We start from the raw sequence: 17707 nt of genomic DNA, 5'->3' as shown, positions 1-17707 counted from the left end.
CGCTCGCCTTTGTGAGGTAAGTAACGGTCCCCGGAATCGGGAGCGGCTACGCTCATGCCATTGATCCGAGACACGTCCGGTCTTGTCCGCAATGAGCGCATCGAAGCTTCAGTCATGGGGGCGTTATCCGTACGCACCCCAACGCAGCAGCTCGCCCCTATGGCGAGATGCCGTACAGTCGGTGCTTGCCCGCGCCCGGGCGGAAAACGTCACCACGTTGCCGTATGGCAATGGGCGCAGTTACGGAGACAGTTGCCTCGGCGCGACCGACCATGTGCTGCATCTTCGCGGCCTCGACCGTTTCATCAGCGCCGACTGGGAGCGCGGCGTGCTGCGCGCGGAGGCGGGCGTCACACTTGGGGAAGTGCTGGACGTCGCGGTGCCGCGCGGCTGGATGCTGCCCGTCACGCCGGGCACGCAGTTTGCCACGCTTGCGGGCGCGATGGCGAACGACGTGCACGGCAAGAACCATCACGTTCGTGGCACGTTCGGCCGTCACGTCAGATGCTTTTCGCTACTGCGCTCCGACGGCACGGCGACCGAGTGCGCGCCCGACAGGAACACGGCGCTCTTTCGCGCAACGATTGGCGGACTCGGCCTGACGGGCGTGATCGAATGGGTCGAGATCCAGTTGATGCGCGTGCGTTCGAGCCGTCTGTCCGTCGTCAGCGCGCGCTTCGAGAATCTCGACGAGTTCTTTCGGCTCTCTTCTGAACTCGATGCCCGTCACGAGTATTGCGTCGCCTGGGTGGATTGCCTGAGCACGGGCGCGTCGCTCGGACGAGGCATCTACATGTCGGGCGATCACGCTCACGACGGCGATCTGTCGCTGACAAGAAAGCGAACGCGAAACGTGCCGTTCGTCCTGCCGTGGTCGCCCGTCAATCAGTACACGCTCAAGGCCTTCAACACGCTTTATTTCAAAAGGCACAGGCAAGAGATCCGGTACAGCGAAACCGACTTGCAGACTTTCTTCTATCCGCTCGACGCCGTTCACAACTGGAATCGTCTTTACGGGCGGCGCGGTTTTCAGCAGCACCAGTGCGTGATTCCCGATGCCGTCGCGCGCGATGCAATGAAGGAGATACTGCGGACGATTTCGCAAAGCGGCTCGGGTTCGTTCCTCGCCGTGCTCAAGCGGTGCGGCACGCTCGAATCGCCGGGTCTGCTGTCGTTTCCGCTGCCCGGCGTTTCGCTTGCGCTCGACTTCCCTCAGCGCGAATCGAAGAACGCCGCGCTTTTTGCGCGGCTCGATGCCGTCGTGCGCGAAGCGGGCGGGCGCCAGTACCCCGCGAAAGACGCGCATATGAGCGGCGCTGATTTTCGCGCGGCTTATCCACGGTGGGAAGAACTCGAAAGGTATCGCGACCCTGCGTTGATGTCGCGTTTCTGGAGGCGGACGACACGATCATGAAGAACATTCTCGTGGTAGGCGGATCATCGGCAATCGCGATTGCGTGCGCGCGTTGCTGGCTGCAGAAGGACTCGGGGGACGGTGTCGGCTTCTTCATCACGGGCCGCAACGCAGCCCGGCTCGAAGCGGTCGCGCGCGATCTCTTCGCTCGCGGCGCGCGAAAGGTCGAAACCTGTGTGCTCGACGTGAACGATCATGGTCAGCATCGCGCGATGCTCGAAGCGTGCAGCACGGCGTTGGGGCGCATCGACATCGCGTTGTTCGCGCATGGTTCGCTGCCCGATCAGGCGCTCTGCGAGCGCGATGCCGACGCGGCCGTGCGCGAGATCGACACGAACGCGGTGTCGACGATCGCACTGCTCACGCGCGTCGCCGATATGTTCGATACGCAGCGGCACGGGATGATTGCCGTGATCTCGTCGGTGGCGGGCGACAGGGGCCGGCCTTCGAACTATGTGTATGGGGCGGCCAAGGCAGCCGTGACGACGTTTTGCGAAGGCTTGCGCGCGCGCCTCTTCAAGCGCGGCGTGGGACTTCTGATCGTGAAGCCCGGCTTCGTCGATACGCCGATGACGGCCGGCCTGTCGCTGCCGGGCGCGCTGGTCGCCACGCCCGACAGGGTGGCCGGCGACATCGTGCGTGCAATCGAAAGTCGCAAGGACACGCTTTATACGCCGTGGTTCTGGAGTGCCATCATGCTGGTGATCCGGGCGCTGCCGCAATTCGTCTTCAAGCGGGCATCGTTGTGAGCGACGGCGCACTGGAAGCACCGCCGGGCGGAGCGCGGCTTGTCGCGTGGTATGCCGCCTTTGCCGCAATTTCGATCGTCGCCAACCTGGGCAGCCAGAAGATCGCGCTGTGTCTCTATCGTGGACCGTACACGGTTGCGCTGTCCGTGTGCGTGGGGACGGCAGTCGGGCTCGTCGTCAAATACGTGCTCGACAAGTCACACATCTTTCGTCACGAAGACCGCAGCCTTGGACACGGCATTCGCACGTTCGTGCTGTACGTCGTCATGGGGATCGGCACGACATTCGTATTCTGGATCTTCGAGTTCGGTGCGGACGCAATCTTCCATACGGAAGCGGCGCGCTTCATGGGCGGCGCGATCGGACTCACGGCCGGCTACTTCACGAAATATCAGCTCGACAAGCGATTCGTGTTCGCATGACGGGGTGCGTTGGCGCACAGAACGCGTAGACCGCGTTCGCTAGCATCCGCTGTGATCGTCGCGTACCGCGCGCAGGCGCGACGCGGCGGTATCCATGACTTTGCGGAGAGTGCTATGGCGAACGCGGCGGTTCCATTGTGCGTCGATCTGGACGGCACGCTGACGCGCACCGATGTTCTCCTCGAAGGTTTTCTGGTTCTGCTCAAGCAACGTCCGTGGGCGATTTTTCTGTGCATCGCCTGGATGCTGCGCGGCAAGGCCTATCTGAAGGAACAGATCGCGCAGCGCGTGACCATCGACGTCGGCCTGCTGCCGTACAACACCCAACTGGTGGACTATCTTCGCGACGAGCGTTCGTCGGGCCGTCCGCTTTACCTGTGCACGGCATCCAATCAGCGTTTCGCCGATCAGGTCGCGAGTCACTTCGGCATGTTCGAAGGGGTATTCGCGAGCAACGGCGAGCGCAATCTGCTGGGCCGCACGAAGGCCAAGGAACTGGTCGACCGCTTCGGCGATGGCGGCTTCGACTATTGTGGCGACGCGCTGGCCGACGTGCCCGTCTGGCGTCAGGCGCGCAGGGCGATTGTGGTCGGTGATCGCCACATTGCGGCGGCGGCGCGAAAGGTCAACGACGCGATCATCTTCTTCGAAAACAGGCGCCGGTTTTTGCCGCTCGTGCTCAAGGAAATGCGCGTGCACCAGTGGGTCAAGAACCTGCTGATCTTCGTGCCGCTGCTGACTGCGCATCGCTTCACCGATGTCCATTCGATCGTCGCGTCGCTGATCGCGTTTGCGTCGTTCAGCCTGTGCGCGTCTTCCGTGTATCTCGTGAACGACATGCTCGATCTCGACGCGGACCGCAGACATGAACGCAAACGCAGCCGGCCCTTTGCGTCGGGCAACCTGTCGCTGTCGTTCGGCATTGTGCTCGCGAGCGTTCTGCTGGTGGGCTCCGCGGGGCTCGCGGCGTTTTTGCCGTTGCAGTTCGCCGCCGTCCTCGTCGCGTACTTCGCCACGACGGTCGCGTATTCGTTCAACCTCAAACGGATCGCACTCGTCGATGTGTTCACGCTTTCGTGCCTCTACACGGTACGCGTGGTGGCAGGCGGCGCGGCGACGGGCATCTTTCTCTCTTACTGGTTGAGCCTCTTTTGCGTGCCGATTTTCCTGAGCCTTGCGATGGTCAAGCGCTACGTCGAACTGGACAGTATCCGGCGCACAGGAAAAATGAAAGCGGCGGGCCGCGGTTACATCACGCAGGACATGTCGATCCTGCGCTCATTCGGCACCGCTTCGGCTTACCTCGCGGTGCTCGTGCTGGCGCTGTATCTGAACTCGCCGGAACTCAAGCTGCTGTACCGTCATCCGAAGGCGCTGTGGGTGATGTTCGCATTGACGCTCTTCTGGGTAAGCCGGATCTGGATGATCGCGTTTCGCGGCCAGATGCACGACGACCCCATCGTCTTCGCTTTCAAGGACAAGGTCAGTTGCGCCGTGATCGGACTTTGCGCAACGACGATGCTGCTGGCCATCTAGCTCTTCCCCTCTCTCGCGGGGCGAGGCGCCTGTCACGTCCCGTTTTCGCGGCGCGTCGAAGCACTGCCTTCACCGATTTCTCATTTTTTCCATTTTGCAAAGGCCGGTTTGCGCCCGTCTTTGCATGCCGCCTTTGCTTGCATCGAGCCGATGGACATTTGTTCGTCGTTTGCTGCGACATCGCCTATAACAGTCAATAGCCAGACGATTGAGGCACGCAGACCTTCATCACCTGAAGCGCCCGAAACGTTCATGTCTTTCCAGTAGTTGCAATTCCAACAAACGACATCACGAACAGTGGGGACATCACGATGAACGCAATTCCGAGGCTTCTGCCGCTCGTCGTCAGCGCGGCGCTCGCGGTTCTGCCCGCTGCGCATGCGGCTCAGGACAACCTCCAGGCGTTGTCGAACTTCAAGACGACGGGCAATACCAGGCCGGCCGAAGTCGTGCCGCAGACAGGCGCGCGCGCCGATGCGCTGCGCGAGAACCTGAAGGCGATCAAGCTGCCGCCCGGCTTCAGGATCGAGCTGTATGCCGTCGTGCCCGAGGCGCGTGCGATGGCGATCGAGCCGTCGACGGGCGTGGTCTTTGTCGGCACATACAAGGATCATGTGTGGCAGGTGACGGACCGGACGAAGCGGCGGGTCGCCGACGATGTCGTGCAGTTCGCGAGTTCCATCAACTTCAAGGTGCCCAACGGCGTGTGCTTCTCGGCAGACGGCGTGCTGTACATCGTCGAGCAGAACCGCGTGCTGGCGTTTCCCGCCGCGCAGTTCTTCGGCGAACGCGGGCCCGACGTCGCGGCCGCCGTCGTCGTGCCGCAAGGCAAGCTGATTCCGACGCAGTTCGAAAGCTTCAACCACGGCGCGCGCTACTGCCGGGTCGGGCCGGACAAGAAGCTGTATATCGCGCTCGGCCAGCCCTGGAACGTGCCGCCGAAGGACAAGCTCGCCGAGCTCGACAGGAACGGTCTCGCAGGCATCATCCGCATGGACCAGAACGGCAAGAACCGCGAGGTCTATGCGCACGGCGTGCGCAATTCGGTGGGCCTCGATTTCAGCCCTAAAGACAAGACGCTCTGGTTCACCGACAACCAGGTGGACGGCATGGGCGACGACATCCCGCCCGGCGAACTCAACCACGCGACGAAGGCAGGCGAGAACTTCGGCTTTCCGTGGTACGGCGGCGGCAAGGTGCGCACGGAAGAGTACAGGAAGGACACGCCGCCCGCCGGCGTCGTGTTCCCCGTGGTCGAATACGCGGCGCACGCGGCCGACCTCGGCATGACGTTCTACACGGGCAAGATGTTCCCGGCGAAGTACCAGGGCGGCATTTTCGACGCCGAGCACGGCTCATGGAACCGGACGAAGCCGATCGGCGCGCGCATCATGTTCACGTCTGTCAAGGATGATGGCACCGTCGGCGAGACGGAGGTGTTTGCGGAAGGCTGGCTCACGCCGAACGGCGAGTACATGGGACGTCCCGTCGACGTGCAGCAGTTGCAGGACGGATCGCTGCTCGTCTCCGACGACTACGCGGGCGCGATCTATCGGATCTCGTACGCGAAATGAAGGCCTCGCCGTGCGGAACGAGGGCGATCTGATCGAAGCGCTGCGGGAGTTCAAAACGGGCGCGTGGCAGAACGGCATGATGTCGATGGTCGCCGATATCGCGTAGCCGGGCGCGTTCTGTCACAGCGTTAGCCTTTGACCATCATGTAGTGCGACAGCCAATCCGACAACAATCGGCTGGATAAGCGGTTCGACAATCCGACAGCAGGACACCCGACGATGACGTCTGACCGACCAAGGCTTCCCCGGCATCGCCGGGTGCCGCTGCGGACCCCACTTGCCGCCCTCAGCCCAGAGCGGCATGATTTGCCCAATCCGATGCGTGCCGCGCGCCGGACCGGGCGCCCCACCTGTGCGCTGCCGTGAATATCGACACGGCAGCTTGCGTTGCCTGCTTCTACCCGGTAAAGGAGGCCCTGACTCAGGCCGCTTTCTGATCGGCAGCGGGCGCCTGCGCGACTTCGAAGTTCGCCATGATTTCGAGCGCGCGGACCATCGCCGAGTGATCCCATGCCTTGCCGCCGTTCGCCGCGCATACGCTGAAGAGTTGCTGCGCGCTCGCCGTGTGCGGCAACGCGATGCCCAGCTTGCGCGCGCCGTCAAGCGCGAGGTTCAGGTCCTTCTGGTGCAGCTCGATACGGAAGCCTGGATTGAATGTGCGCTTCGTCATGCGCTCGCCGTGCACTTCGAGAATGCGCGACGATGCGAAGCCGCCCATCAGCGCCTTGCGCACGCGCTCAGGATCGGCGCCCGAACGCGCTGCGAAGAGCAGGGCTTCCGCGACGGCTTCGATGTTCAGCGCGACGATGATCTGGTTCGCGACCTTGCAGGTCTGGCCCGCGCCGTTGTCGCCGATCAGCGAGACGTTCTTGCCCATCAGGTCGAAGAGCGGCTTGGCGAGATCGAAAGCCTTTTGCGGACCGCCGACCATGATCGTCAGCGTCGCATCGCGCGCGCCGATTTCGCCGCCGGAAACGGGCGCATCCAGATAGTCGCAGCCCAGTTCGTTGATCTTCTTCGCGAACGCCTGCGTGTCGAGCGGGGAGATCGAGCTCATGTCGATCACGAGCTTGCCCTTCGTCAGACCCTTCGCGACGCCGTCATCGGCGAACAGCACGTTCGAGACATCGGGCGTGTCCGGCACCATGACCACGACGATATCGGCAGCCTGAGCAACAGCCGTCGAATCGGCGACGACCGTGGTCGTCTTGGCGAGATCTTCGGGCACCGGGTACGCGCCGTTGACGAACAGCGAATGGCCGCCCTTGATGAGGTTGCGCGCCATGTGCGAGCCCATGATGCCGAGGCCGATGAATCCGATCTTTGCCATTGAATAAGTCTCCAGAAATGAGGTTCGAAAAATGTGCCCGTGTGCTGACGTGGTCAGGCTGCGATTTCAGGCAGACGCATGCGCGCGCTTCACGCCCGCGATGCTTTGCAGCCAGCCGAGGCCTTCCGTGGTCGTCGTGCGCGGCTTGTACTCGCAGCCGACGTAGCCCTGATAGCCGAGCGAATCGAGCAGATCGAACAGGAACCGATAGTTGATTTCGCCCGTGCCCGGCTCGTTGCGGCCCGGGTTGTCGGCGAGCTGGATGTGGGCGATGCGCGCGAACTGTTTCTTGATCGTCGCGGCGAGTTCGCCTTCCATCCGTTGCATGTGATAGATGTCGTATTGCAGGAACAGATTGTCGGAGCCGACGGCGTCGATCACATCGAGCGTTTGCGCCGAGCGGTTCAGCGCGAAGCCCGGAATGTCGTACGAGTTGCACGGCTCGACGAGCAGCCTGATGCTTTCCTTCTTGAGTTCGGCAGCGGCGAAGCGCAGGTTGTCGACGATCGTCGCGCGCGCCTTGTCGGCGTCGACGCCCTTCGGAATGCCGACGAGGCAGTTCAGTTGCGGCACCTTCAGCGTCTTCGCGTATTCGAGCGCGCGGCTCACGCCTTCCTGGAACTCGCCGACGCGGTCCGGCAGCGAAGCGATGCCACGTTCGCCCGCTTCCCAGTTGCCCGCGGGCAGGTTGTGCAGCACGAGCTTCAGCTTGTTCTGCTCGAGACGCTCCGACAGTTCGTTGATCTGATAAGGATAGGGGAACAGAAACTCGACAGCGTCGAAGCCCGCATCCGCGGCCGCGGCAAAGCGGTCGAGGAACGGCACTTCGTTGAACAGCATCGTGAGATTGGCGGCAAATTTCGGCATGTTGCTTTTTCTCTCTGGTCGGTCAAATTGAACAACGTGAACTGCGTGGTAACGATGGACGCGCTTCTTTCGAAGCGCATCCATCCAGGTGAAGCGATGCAGCAGGTACGGCGATCAGTCGAGCAGGCTGACGGCGCTCGGCGCATCGGCGCGCGTCAGGGCGAGATCTTCGAACTCGTTGATCGCGTCGATCTCGGCGCCCATCGAGATGTTCGTCACGCGCTCGAGGATCACTTCGACGATCACGGGCACGTTGAACTCCGAGAGCATCGACTGCGCTTTTTCCAGCGCGGGCTTGATGTCTTCCGGCTTGAAGACGCGGATCGCCTTGCAACCGAGGCCCTCTGCCACGGCGACGTGATCGACGCCATAGCCTTCGATTTCCGGCGCGTTGATGTTGTCGAACGCGAGCTGCACGCAGTAGTCCATGTCGAACGCGCGCTGTGCCTGGCGGATCAGGCCCAGATACGAGTTGTTCACGACGACGTGCACGTACGGCAGCTTGAATTGCGCGCCCACGGCCAGCTCTTCGATCATGAACTGGAAGTCGTAGTCACCCGACAGCGCGACGATCGGGCGCTGCGGATCGGCAGCACGCACGCCGAGCGCAGCCGGAATCGTCCAGCCGAGCGGGCCCGCCTGGCCGCAGTTGATCCAGTTGCGCGCCTTGAACACGTGCAGGAACTGCGCAGCGGCGATCTGCGACAGGCCGATCGTGCTCACGTAGCAGGTGTCGCGGCCGAACACCTGGTTCATCTCTTCGTACACGCGCTGCGGCTTGATCGGCACGTTGTCGAAGTGCGTCTTGCGTTGCAGCGTGCGCTTGCGCGCCTGGCACTCCTCGACCCATGCGCCGCGGTCTTTCAGCTTGCCGGCGGCCTTCCATTCCTTCGCGACTTCGACGAACAGTTCGAGCGCGGCCTTCGCATCGGACACGATGCCGAGATCCGGGCCGAACACGCGGCCGATCTGCGTCGGTTCGATATCGACGTGCACGAACTTGCGGCCCTTCGTGTAGACGTCGATGCTGCCCGTGTGACGGTTCGCCCAGCGGTTGCCGATGCCGAGCACGAAGTCGGATGCGAGCATCGTTGCGTTGCCGTAGCGATGCGACGTCTGCAGGCCGACCATGCCGGCCATCAGCGGGTGATCGTCGGGAATCGCGCCCCACGACATCAGCGTCGGGATCACGGGCACCCCAACCGTTTCCGCGAACTGCACGAGCAGGTCTTCAGCGGCTGCGTTCAGCACGCCGCCGCCCGAGACGATCAACGGCTTTGCGGAATCGTTGAGCATCGCGAGCGCCGCTTCGATCTGCTTGCGCGTCGCCGCAGGCTTGTAGACGGGCAGCGGCTCATACGTGTCGATATCGAACTCGATTTCGGCGAGCTGCACGTCGATCGGGAGATCGACCAGCACCGGGCCCGGACGGCCCGAGCGCATCAGGTGAAAGGCCTGCTGGAACACGCGCGGCACGAGCGCCGGCTCGCGCACGGTGACGGCCCACTTCGTGACGGGCTTCGCGATCGATTCGATATCGACGGCCTGGAAGTCTTCCTTGTACAGACGCGCGCGCGGTGCCTGGCCCGTGATCGCGAGGATGGGAATCGAATCGGCGGACGCGGAATAGAGGCCCGTGATCATGTCGGTGCCCGCGGGGCCAGACGTGCCGATGCACACGCCGATATTGCCCGGCGCGGCGCGCGTATAGCCCTCCGCCATGTGCGATGCGCCTTCGACGTGGCGCGCCAGCACGTGACTGATATTGCCCGCCTTGCGCATGGCCGAGTACAACGGATTGATGGCGGCGCCCGGAACGCCGAAAGCCGTGTCGATGCCTTCTTTTTCGAGCACGAGCACTGCTGCGTCGACGGCTCTCATCTTGGCCATGTGTGTCTCCTGAAGTCTGTCTTGCCGATGTGTCAAAGGGTGTTGGACACACTTTAAAACTGCGTCCAAGGTTTGATAAGATCATTCACGGTCGCTTATTCCAAAACAAAAAGTATGGAATGTGGATGGGGTGCCGGTTGGGTGGGGCGCCGGGGAATGGCCGTGGCATGTGGGCGTGCAGCCGGGCTGCATGGGAGGAGCGTTGCGTGGGGCGGGAGTGAGCGCTGAAGCGCTAACTCCGGCCGACTCGCGTTGCGTGGGGCGGGAGTAAGCGCTAAAGCGCTAACTCCCGCCGACAGGAGAAACGACAATGGACCGCTTCAAACAGATCGAAACGTTCGTGCGCGTCGCCGACGCGGGCAGCCTCGCGTCGGCGGCGCTCGAAGAGGGCGTGTCACCCGTGATTCTCGGGCGGCGCATCGACGCGCTCGAAAAACGGCTCGGCGTGAAGCTGATGTACCGCTCGACGCGGCGGCTCGTCGTCAGCGAAGAGGGCGCCGCGTTTCTCGAGCGCTGCCGCGGACTGCTCAGCGAATGGGATCAGGCGGAAAACGAGCTGATGGCGGGGCGGCGCTCGGTCAACGGACATCTGATCGTGTCGGCGCCCGCAGCGTTCGGACGCAAGCATGTCGCGCCGCTCGCGCCCGTATTCCTGAAGGACAAGCCGGAACTGCAGATATCGTTCAATCTCACCGACCGCGTCGTCGATCTGGTGCGAGAGGGCTATGACCTGTCGATCCGCATCGGCGGCGCCGTCGATCCGAACTTCGTCGCGGTGAAGCTCGCGACGAACCGGCGCGTGGTGTGCGGCACGCCCGAATACTTCCGCAAGCACGGCAAGCCGAAGACGCTAGAAGACCTGCCCAAGCACAACTGCCTCGCGTTCAACTTGCAGGGCGGCCAGAACCGCGGCTGGTATTTCCGGCGCAATGGCAAGCTGACGACGGTGCGCGTCGGCGGCACGCTCGATTGCAACGACGGCGAGCTGCTGCACCGCTGGGTGTCGGAAGGGCTCGGGCTCGGCTGGCGCTCGACGTGGGAAATCGATCAGCAGCTCGCGCGCGGCGAACTCGAAACCGTGCTCGACGAATACGCGCTGCCCGATTACGACATCCTCGCCGTGTATCCGCAGCAGCGCTACGTGCCCGCGAAAGTGCGCTACTTCATCGACTATCTGAAAGAGGTGTACGCGCGGCCCGACTACTGGGCCAACGCGTAGGGCCAACGCGTAGGGCCAATGCATCGGGCCAGCGCGTAGGGCCAACGCGTAGGGCCAATGCATCGGGCCAGCGCGTAGCGATCTAGCCGACGACGATCATCCCGTTCATCGTCTCGTGTCCCGATCCGCAGAAGATATCGCACAGAAAATCGACGTTGCCCGCCGGCCCCGCCTGCGCCGGCACACGCACGACGGCGCCCGGCGGCACGTCGGCGCGCACGTTGTACTGCGGGATCGAGAATCCCATCACCGTGTCCTGTGCGGTCAGCTCGAACACGACCTTCTCATTCGGCGCGAGCTTGATCTGATTGGGCGTGAAGACGAACCTGCGCGCGTGAATCCTGATCACGCGCGGCTCGGCGGCGCGGGCGTCGAAGCGGCCCGAGACGGCGAGCACCACGCCCATGCCGATCAGTGTGAAGAGGCGTCGTCGTTTTCCGTCGATGGCATGCGATTGCATGGTGGTCTCCTCTTTATGTCGTCCTGATGGGCATCTCGTTGAGCGCGAGCGCGCCGGATTGCGGCGCCACTTCCACGCGCCGCCAGCCCAGCCCGCGATACGGTTCCGACGCATCCCACGGCACGGGCAGCCTCTTCGCTTGCGACATCGCGGGCGGCAGCGGGAACATCAGCGAGCGCGCCGCGTGATGTGCAATGCCGCCCGTCATCATGTGATGCTCCTGATGGATGTGCCCGTAGAACACGGTCACGTACTTGCGCCGGCTCAGCACGTCGATCACCTGCGCGCCGTCGCGCGTCGCCCAGTCCCACTGCGGCGCGAGATCGAAGAGCGGCCGGTGCGTGAAGAGAACGATGCGCGCATCCTGCGGCTGGCGGTCGATATCGGCGGCGAGCCACGCGATCTGTTCCGCGCCGACGCGGCCCGCCGGGTCCGACACGTTGTCGAGCGTGATGAAGTGCACGCCCTTGTGATCGAACGTGTAGTGCGTTTGCCCGAAGTGCTCCTTGTACGCGGCGCCCGCATCGAGGCTCGCGTCGTGTTCGCCCGGCATCAGATAGAGCGGCTTCACTTTTAGTTGCGCGACGATCTGCTGGAACTGGCGCATGCGCTCGTGGCGCACGGCGGTGTCGTCGGTGGTGTGCGTGAGGTCGCCCGTGAAGATCACAAAATCGGGCGGCGAGGGCAGCGCGTTCACGGCGGCGATCGCCTTGGGCAGCGTGCCCTTCGGATCGGGGTTGACGGCAGGGCCTTCGAAACCCCAGTGGGCGTCGGAAAGCTGGACAAAGTAGAAATCGTCGTCGCGTCCGTAGGTGAAGCCGGGCAGCCCCGACGCGAATGCGGCGCCGCCGACGGCCGAAAGCCGCAGGAAATCACGTCGGCTGAGGCCTTTCAGCCGGTTTGGGTCTTTCAGACTGTTCTTCATGGGAAACCTCGCGAGTTAGGGACTCGTCTGCAGTACCGCGAGGCCACGCTTTCTATTCCCGGTTTCATTTTTTTCGGCGCGTGCGAAAGCCGGGAATAAACTGGATTGAAGGCTGGTATTGCAGCCGTGAAGTCTGGGCGAGCCTGGAGGAGATCGGTGACTGAGACGGGAAAACCTGCTGCCGCGGGCGATGCCGGTGACGCGCGCGCCGAGGCGGCGCGCAGTCTGCGCTTTCAGCAGATGGCGCTGCCGCATCTCGATGCCGCGTACAACCTGGCGCGCTGGCTATGCGGCAACCCGAACGACGCCGACGACGTCGTCCAGGAAGCGTTCATGCGCGCGTTTCGCTTCTTCGACACGTTCCACGGCGAGACGGCGCGGCCCTGGCTGCTCGCGATCGTGCGGCGCACCTGGTACACGGAATGGCGGCGGCGCTCGGGCGTGCACGCGACGGTCGAATTCGACGAAAACCTCGACGACGAGACGTTCGAAGGCTGGAGCGCGAGTTCGCCCGATCCGGAAACGCTGATGCTCCGCGACGAGGACACTCGGCTCGTGCATCAAGCGCTCGAGCAATTGCCCGTCGAATATCGCGAGGTGCTGATTTTGCGCGAACTGGAGGAGTTGAGTTACCGCGAGATCGCGACGATTGCGGACTTGCCTGTGGGCACCGTGATGTCGCGGCTCGCGCGAGGGCGGCGGAAGCTCGCGACGGCGTTGACGTCATTGCTTGCGCAGGGGAGCGCGCGGACGGCGAGCGGCAAGCGCGACGGCGGCGCGCGGCGTGCGCCGGACGGCGCAGGCGATGTGCCGGGGGCGCGGCCCGCGGTGCGCTCGTCGGCTCAGCCGGCGGGTCCGGCGCAAGGCGGAGCTTCCGGCGGCGTACCCGACGGCCCACGCAAAACCGAACGCCGCTGGTTGCCGCGCACCCCCGGCGCGTTGCCCGGCGGAATCGCAAAGGAGGCGCCAGATGGACTGTAACGAAGCGCGGCCGCTTCTCGATGCGAATGCGGACCATGAACTCACGCCGCCACAATCGCTTGACGTGCAGCGGCATATCGAAAGCTGCGAGGCTTGCCGGAGGGAAAGCGAAATGGTGCGGGCGATGAAGGGCGCGGTGCGCACGGCGGCCTATCACCGCGCGCCCGACGAGTTGCGCGCCAGGATCATGGCGGCGCTGCCTCCCGTGGATGTCGCCGAGCCGCAATGGCGGGCGCACGCGAGCGACGGGCAGACCGAGCCGCGCGCGAGGCACCGCAAAGGCTGGCTCGACTGGCTGCGGTTGCCGCAGGGCGGCGGCTTCGGGACGCTGGCGGGCGAGGGCGGTGTCAGCGGGGCGGATAACGGTGCCGGAAGCGCAGCCGGGTGGCACGCGGGCACGGCTTGGCGCGGCGGTCTCGCGCTCGCGCTGTGCGCGCTCGTCGCGGCAGGAATTGCGGTGACGCTGCATCGCGCGGGCGAACCGGCGCCGTTCGTCGATCAACTGGTCGCGAGCCATGTGCGCGCGCAACTGTCGGGGCACGACATCGACGTCGTATCGTCGGATCAGCACACGGTGAAGCCGTGGTTCAACGGCAAGCTCGACTATGCGCCGCCCGTCGAGGATCTGACGGCGAGCGGGTTTCCGCTGGCGGGCGGACGGCTCGACTACGTCGGGCATCGGCGGGTGGCGGTGCTCACATACCGTCACGCGAAGCACGTGATCGACGTCTATGTGTTTCCCGAGGACGATCCGGCGGCGGGCAAGCCCGGCCCGGCGCTCGTGCGCGACGGGTATGCGCTCGCCCGCTGGCGCGACGATGGCATGATGTGGTGGGCCGTCACCGACGCCGCACCCGAATCGCTGACGGCGCTGCAGGCCGCGCTGAGCGCGCGGCTGCGCGGGGAAGCGCCCGGCGCGCCGTATCCGGGCAGTTGAGCGACGACCGAGCGGGCCGGTCGAGCGACGACTGAGCGTGCAGCCGAGAACTGCCCGATTCCCTAAGCCCTTGAAAACACGCCCGAATCGACCGTGCGGCGCACGTTTTGTGTTGCAAACAGTGTCGATTCAGGTTATAGTTTCCGGCTTCTCACTTGCCACACCGGTTCCGACGCCCGGGTGGCTTCAATCCACAAGGAGTGTGTAATGCGTCATTACGAAATCGTCTTTATCGTGCACCCCGATCAGAGCGAGCAAGTGCCCGCAATGATCGAGCGCTACAAGTCCACGATCACGTCGCACGGTGGCCAGATCCACCGCATCGAAGACTGGGGCCGTCGCCAGCTGGCCTACATGATCGAGAAACTCGCGAAGGCTCACTACGTCTGCATGAACATCGAATGCGACCAGACCACGCTCGACGAGCTGGAACACGCGTTCAAGTTCAACGACGCCGTTCTGCGTCACCTCATCGTCAAGATGAAGAAGGCCGAAACCGGCCCGTCGCCGATGATGAAGGAAGTGCAGCGCGAAGAAGCCAAGAAGGCGGCTGCAGCGCAGTCGACCGAAGCGCAGGCTTAAAGCAGAACCGTTAAGCCATCAGAGTCGCGCGCCGTTTTCGCAAACAAGGTCCGTAAAAGGAATCGATGAATCGGCTGCAACTCACGGCAAGCGTCGTCGAACGCGAACCGGTGCGGTACACCCCCGCCGGCGTTCCGATTGCAGGCTGTACGTTGCAACACCGCACGCAGGTCGTCGAAGCGGGCATTGCCCGAACCGTTGAGCTGACCATGCAGGCGGTAGCGGCCGGCGAGGCGAGCGGCAAGCTGGAGCGGGTTGAGATGGGCGTCGATACGCTCTTCACCGGCTTCCTGGCGAAGAAAAGCCGCAACGCGAGAACTCTGGTGTTTCACATCACAGAATTGCAGGACATTGGAAAGGACTGAACATGGCCCGCCCCACTGGTAAGAAATTCGACAAGCGTCGTCAGCAACAAAACCCGCTCTTCAAGCGCAAGAAGTTCTGCCGCTTCACGGCAGCTGGCGTCGAACAGATCGACTACAAGGACATCGATACGCTGAAGGACTTCATCGGCGAAAACGGCAAGATCACGCCGGCGCGTCTCACGGGTACCAAGGCCCACTATCAACGCCAGTTGGACACGGCTATCAAGCGCGCGCGTTTCCTCGCGCTGATGCCGTACACCGACCAGCACAAGGCCTAACCCGACGACGCCATAAGGAGCATCCGAATGCAAATCATTCTTCTCGAAAAAGTCGCGAACGTCGGCAACCTGGGCGACATCGTCAAGGTGAAGGACGGCTATGCACGTAACTTCCTGATCCCGAACAAGAAGGCTCGCCGCGCAACGAAGGAAGCGATCGCCGAATTCGAAGTTCGCCGCGCGGAACTGGAAAAGAGCGCTGCTGAAAAGCTGGCTGCTGCCCAGGCTCAAGGCGAAAAGCTGGCTGGGCTGACGCTGCAGATCGCACAGAAGGCTGGTGTCGACGGCCGCCTGTTCGGCTCGGTGACGAACGCCGACATCGCCGACGCGCTGACCAAGCAAGGCTTCGTCGTGGAAAAGGCGCAAGTGCGTCTGCCGGAAGGCCCGCTGAAGCTGGTGGGCGACCACCCCGTGCACGTTTCGCTGCACACGGATGTCACCGTCGACGTCACGGTGTCGGTGCTGGGCGAGCACGTCTAAGCTGCACGCGTAGACAAGGATGTGGGATCGCCGGGAAGTTTCCGGCGATAAGGGCAGGGGCCGGGAAACCGGCCTCTGCCTTTTTTATTGTCCGCAATCGTTGTTTACGAGCCCGGGTACTTGCGCTGCCTAACGCTTTGCCGCTGTCCTCTATTTGCTTGATAATTCCACCCCATGAACGCACCGTCGAAAGATCCTCAACTCGAGTCGCTGAAAGTCCCGCCCCATTCCATCGAGGCCGAGCAATCGGTTTTGGGCGGTCTGCTGCTCGACAACGGCGCATGGGACCGCATCGCCGACTTCCTCGCGCAAAGCGACTTTTACCGCTACGACCACCGCATCATCTTCGAGCACATCGGCCGGCTGATCGCGGCGACGCGTCCCGCCGACGTCGTGACCGTCTATGAAGCGCTGACCACGTCGGGCAAGGCGGAAGAGGTCGGCGGGCTCGCGTATCTGAACGCGCTCGCGCAAAACACGCCAAGCGCCGCGAACATCCGTCGCTATGCCGAAATCGTGCGCGACCGCGCGGTGCTGCGCCGGCTCGTGTCGGTGGCGGACGAGATTTCCGCCGACGCCTTCAACCCGCAAGGCAAGGAGGTCCGCCAGTTGCTGGACGAGGCGGAATCGAAGGTGTTCTCGATCGCGGAAGACGGCGCGCGCGGCACGCAGGGCTTCCTGGAAATCGGGCCGCTGCTCACGCAGGTCGTCGAGCGCATCGACACGCTGTATCACACGGCGAATCCGAGCGACGTGACGGGTACGCCGACGGGTTTCGTCGATCTCGACCGGATGACCTCCGGCATGCACGGCGGCGAACTGATCATCGTGGCGGGGCGTCCGTCGATGGGTAAGACGGCGTTTTCGATGAACATCGGCGAATACGTGGCCGTCGAGTACGGGCTGCCCGTCGCGGTGTTCTCGATGGAAATGCCGGGCACGCAGTTGATCATGCGTATGCTCGGCTCGGTCGGCCGGCTCGATCAGCATCGCATGCGGACCGGGCGCCTGACCGACGAAGACTGGCCGAAGCTCACGCACGCGGTGCAGAAAATGAGCGAGGCGCAGATCTTCATCGACGAAACGGGCGGCCTGAATCCGATGGAACTGCGCTCGCGCGCGCGGCGTCTGTCGCGCCAGTGCGGCAAGCTCGGCCTGATCATCATCGACTACCTGCAGCTGATGAGCGGATCGTCGACGGGCGAAAACCGCGCGACCGAAATCTCGGAAATCTCGCGTTCGCTGAAGAGCCTCGCGAAGGAGCTCGACGTGCCCGTGGTCGCACTGTCGCAGTTGAACCGCGGCCTGGAGCAGCGTCCGAACAAGCGCCCCGTGATGTCGGACCTGCGCGAATCGGGTGCAATCGAGCAGGACGCGGACGTGATCCTCTTCATCTACCGCGACGAAGTGTACAACCCGGACAGCCCCGACAAGGGCACCGCCGAGATCATCATCGGCAAGCAGCGTAACGGTCCGATCGGCCCGGTTCGGCTCACGTTCCACGGTCAATATACGAAGTTCGACAATTTTGCGGGTCCGCAGAACTTCTACGGCGGCGAGTAGCACAACTTCGCGCGGGCGGGAAAACCGGGTTGCACTTCCCGTTGCGCGCGCGCCTAAAACGCGGCGACGCGCCGCACCGAAAGTGGTCCCTAACGGTACAATATTGCCGTTTTATGACAGCCTCACCGTGACCAC

19 protein-coding genes are annotated in these 17707 nt (G+C 63.6%); 13 read left to right on the top strand and 6 right to left on the bottom strand.

The window, feature by feature from the left end:
* The first annotated feature begins 91 nt into the window (after positions 1-91).
* The 4 genes from BN2476_RS19815 (at position 92) to BN2476_RS19800 (ending at position 4121) form a co-directional block, all read left to right on the top strand.
* Entirely contained in the window at positions 92-1414 is a 1323-nt protein-coding gene (locus tag BN2476_RS19815; RefSeq protein ID WP_087735846.1) for an FAD-binding oxidoreductase, read from the top strand.
* Complete coding sequence (locus BN2476_RS19810) at positions 1411-2163, top strand: SDR family oxidoreductase (protein WP_087735845.1); 753 nt, start codon at positions 1411-1413, stop codon at positions 2161-2163. The genes BN2476_RS19815 and BN2476_RS19810 overlap by 4 nt, the downstream gene beginning before the upstream one ends.
* Positions 2160-2585 carry a GtrA family protein gene (locus BN2476_RS19805; protein ID WP_235850886.1) on the top strand — a complete coding sequence of 142 codons (426 nt, stop codon included), beginning with the start codon at positions 2160-2162 and terminating at the stop codon, positions 2583-2585. Before BN2476_RS19810 ends, BN2476_RS19805 begins: the two co-directional genes overlap by 4 nt.
* 114 nt (positions 2586-2699) lie before the next feature.
* Positions 2700-4121 (top strand): UbiA family prenyltransferase, encoded by a 1422-nt coding sequence (locus tag BN2476_RS19800; RefSeq protein WP_087735971.1) that lies wholly within the window; start codon positions 2700-2702, stop codon positions 4119-4121.
* Positions 4122-4201: 80 nt separating this feature from the next.
* Here BN2476_RS19800 and BN2476_RS46510 read toward each other — a convergent pair whose 3' ends face one another.
* Positions 4202-4375 (bottom strand): hypothetical protein, encoded by a 174-nt coding sequence (locus tag BN2476_RS46510; protein ID WP_160111729.1) that lies wholly within the window; start codon positions 4373-4375, stop codon positions 4202-4204.
* Between the two features lie 57 nt (positions 4376-4432).
* Here BN2476_RS46510 and BN2476_RS19795 point away from each other — a divergent pair, with 57 nt between their 5' ends.
* Complete coding sequence (locus BN2476_RS19795; RefSeq protein WP_087735844.1) at positions 4433-5695, top strand: PQQ-dependent sugar dehydrogenase; 1263 nt, start codon at positions 4433-4435, stop codon at positions 5693-5695.
* A gap of 421 nt (positions 5696-6116) precedes the next feature.
* On the opposite strand, the gene BN2476_RS19790 is transcribed toward BN2476_RS19795, so the two are convergent.
* The 3 genes from BN2476_RS19790 to gcl all read right to left on the bottom strand — a co-directional run bounded on the left by BN2476_RS19790 (position 6117) and on the right by gcl (position 9782).
* Positions 6117-7025: a 2-hydroxy-3-oxopropionate reductase gene (locus BN2476_RS19790; RefSeq protein WP_087735843.1), complete on the bottom strand. Its 909-nt coding sequence runs from the start codon at positions 7023-7025 to the stop codon at positions 6117-6119.
* A 66-nt stretch (positions 7026-7091) separates the two neighbouring features.
* Positions 7092-7892, bottom strand: a complete 801-nt coding sequence (gene hyi, locus BN2476_RS19785; protein ID WP_087735842.1) for a hydroxypyruvate isomerase — start codon at positions 7890-7892, stop codon at positions 7092-7094.
* Positions 7893-8006: 114 nt separating this feature from the next.
* Positions 8007-9782 (bottom strand): glyoxylate carboligase, encoded by a 1776-nt coding sequence (gene gcl / locus BN2476_RS19780; protein ID WP_087735841.1) that lies wholly within the window; start codon positions 9780-9782, stop codon positions 8007-8009.
* 310 nt (positions 9783-10092) lie between these two features.
* Between gcl and BN2476_RS19775 the strand changes: the two genes are divergently transcribed.
* Positions 10093-11001, top strand: coding sequence for a LysR family transcriptional regulator (locus BN2476_RS19775; protein WP_087735840.1), 909 nt, complete (start codon positions 10093-10095; stop codon positions 10999-11001).
* 82 nt (positions 11002-11083) lie between these two features.
* Here BN2476_RS19775 and BN2476_RS19770 read toward each other — a convergent pair whose 3' ends face one another.
* Both BN2476_RS19770 and BN2476_RS19765 read right to left on the bottom strand, forming a co-directional pair.
* A complete protein-coding gene (locus BN2476_RS19770; protein ID WP_235850902.1) occupies positions 11084-11407 on the bottom strand; it encodes a cupredoxin domain-containing protein in 324 nt (107 codons plus the stop codon).
* 67 nt (positions 11408-11474) lie between these two features.
* Positions 11475-12386 carry a metallophosphoesterase gene (locus BN2476_RS19765; RefSeq protein ID WP_087735838.1) on the bottom strand — a complete coding sequence of 304 codons (912 nt, stop codon included), beginning with the start codon at positions 12384-12386 and terminating at the stop codon, positions 11475-11477.
* A 156-nt stretch (positions 12387-12542) separates the two neighbouring features.
* Here BN2476_RS19765 and BN2476_RS19760 point away from each other — a divergent pair, with 156 nt between their 5' ends.
* From BN2476_RS19760 to BN2476_RS19730, 7 genes are all read left to right on the top strand, one after another.
* Positions 12543-13367 carry an RNA polymerase sigma factor gene (locus BN2476_RS19760; RefSeq protein ID WP_087735837.1) on the top strand — a complete coding sequence of 275 codons (825 nt, stop codon included), beginning with the start codon at positions 12543-12545 and terminating at the stop codon, positions 13365-13367.
* On the top strand, positions 13357-14304 hold the full coding sequence (locus tag BN2476_RS19755; protein WP_087735836.1) for an anti-sigma factor family protein: 948 nt from the start codon (positions 13357-13359) through the stop codon (positions 14302-14304). Before BN2476_RS19760 ends, BN2476_RS19755 begins: the two co-directional genes overlap by 11 nt.
* A 207-nt stretch (positions 14305-14511) precedes the next feature.
* A complete protein-coding gene (gene rpsF / locus BN2476_RS19750; protein ID WP_087735835.1) occupies positions 14512-14886 on the top strand; it encodes a 30S ribosomal protein S6 in 375 nt (124 codons plus the stop codon).
* Positions 14887-14951: 65 nt separating this feature from the next.
* Positions 14952-15251, top strand: coding sequence for a primosomal replication protein N (gene priB / locus BN2476_RS19745; RefSeq protein ID WP_087735834.1), 300 nt, complete (start codon positions 14952-14954; stop codon positions 15249-15251).
* A 2-nt stretch (positions 15252-15253) separates the two neighbouring features.
* A complete protein-coding gene (gene rpsR, locus BN2476_RS19740) occupies positions 15254-15529 on the top strand; it encodes a 30S ribosomal protein S18 (protein WP_087735833.1) in 276 nt (91 codons plus the stop codon).
* A 27-nt stretch (positions 15530-15556) separates the two neighbouring features.
* Positions 15557-16009: a 50S ribosomal protein L9 gene (gene rplI / locus BN2476_RS19735; RefSeq protein ID WP_087735832.1), complete on the top strand. Its 453-nt coding sequence runs from the start codon at positions 15557-15559 to the stop codon at positions 16007-16009.
* Positions 16010-16183: 174 nt separating this feature from the next.
* Positions 16184-17572, top strand: coding sequence for a replicative DNA helicase (locus BN2476_RS19730; protein WP_087735831.1), 1389 nt, complete (start codon positions 16184-16186; stop codon positions 17570-17572).
* Positions 17573-17707 lie beyond the last annotated feature (135 nt).

This window comes from Paraburkholderia piptadeniae (genome assembly GCF_900007165.1).
In the GTDB taxonomy this organism is placed as follows: Bacteria; Pseudomonadota; Gammaproteobacteria; order Burkholderiales; family Burkholderiaceae; genus Paraburkholderia; species Paraburkholderia piptadeniae.
Note: the sequence above shows the minus strand (reverse complement) of the source record. Positions and strands in the feature narration are given on the sequence as shown.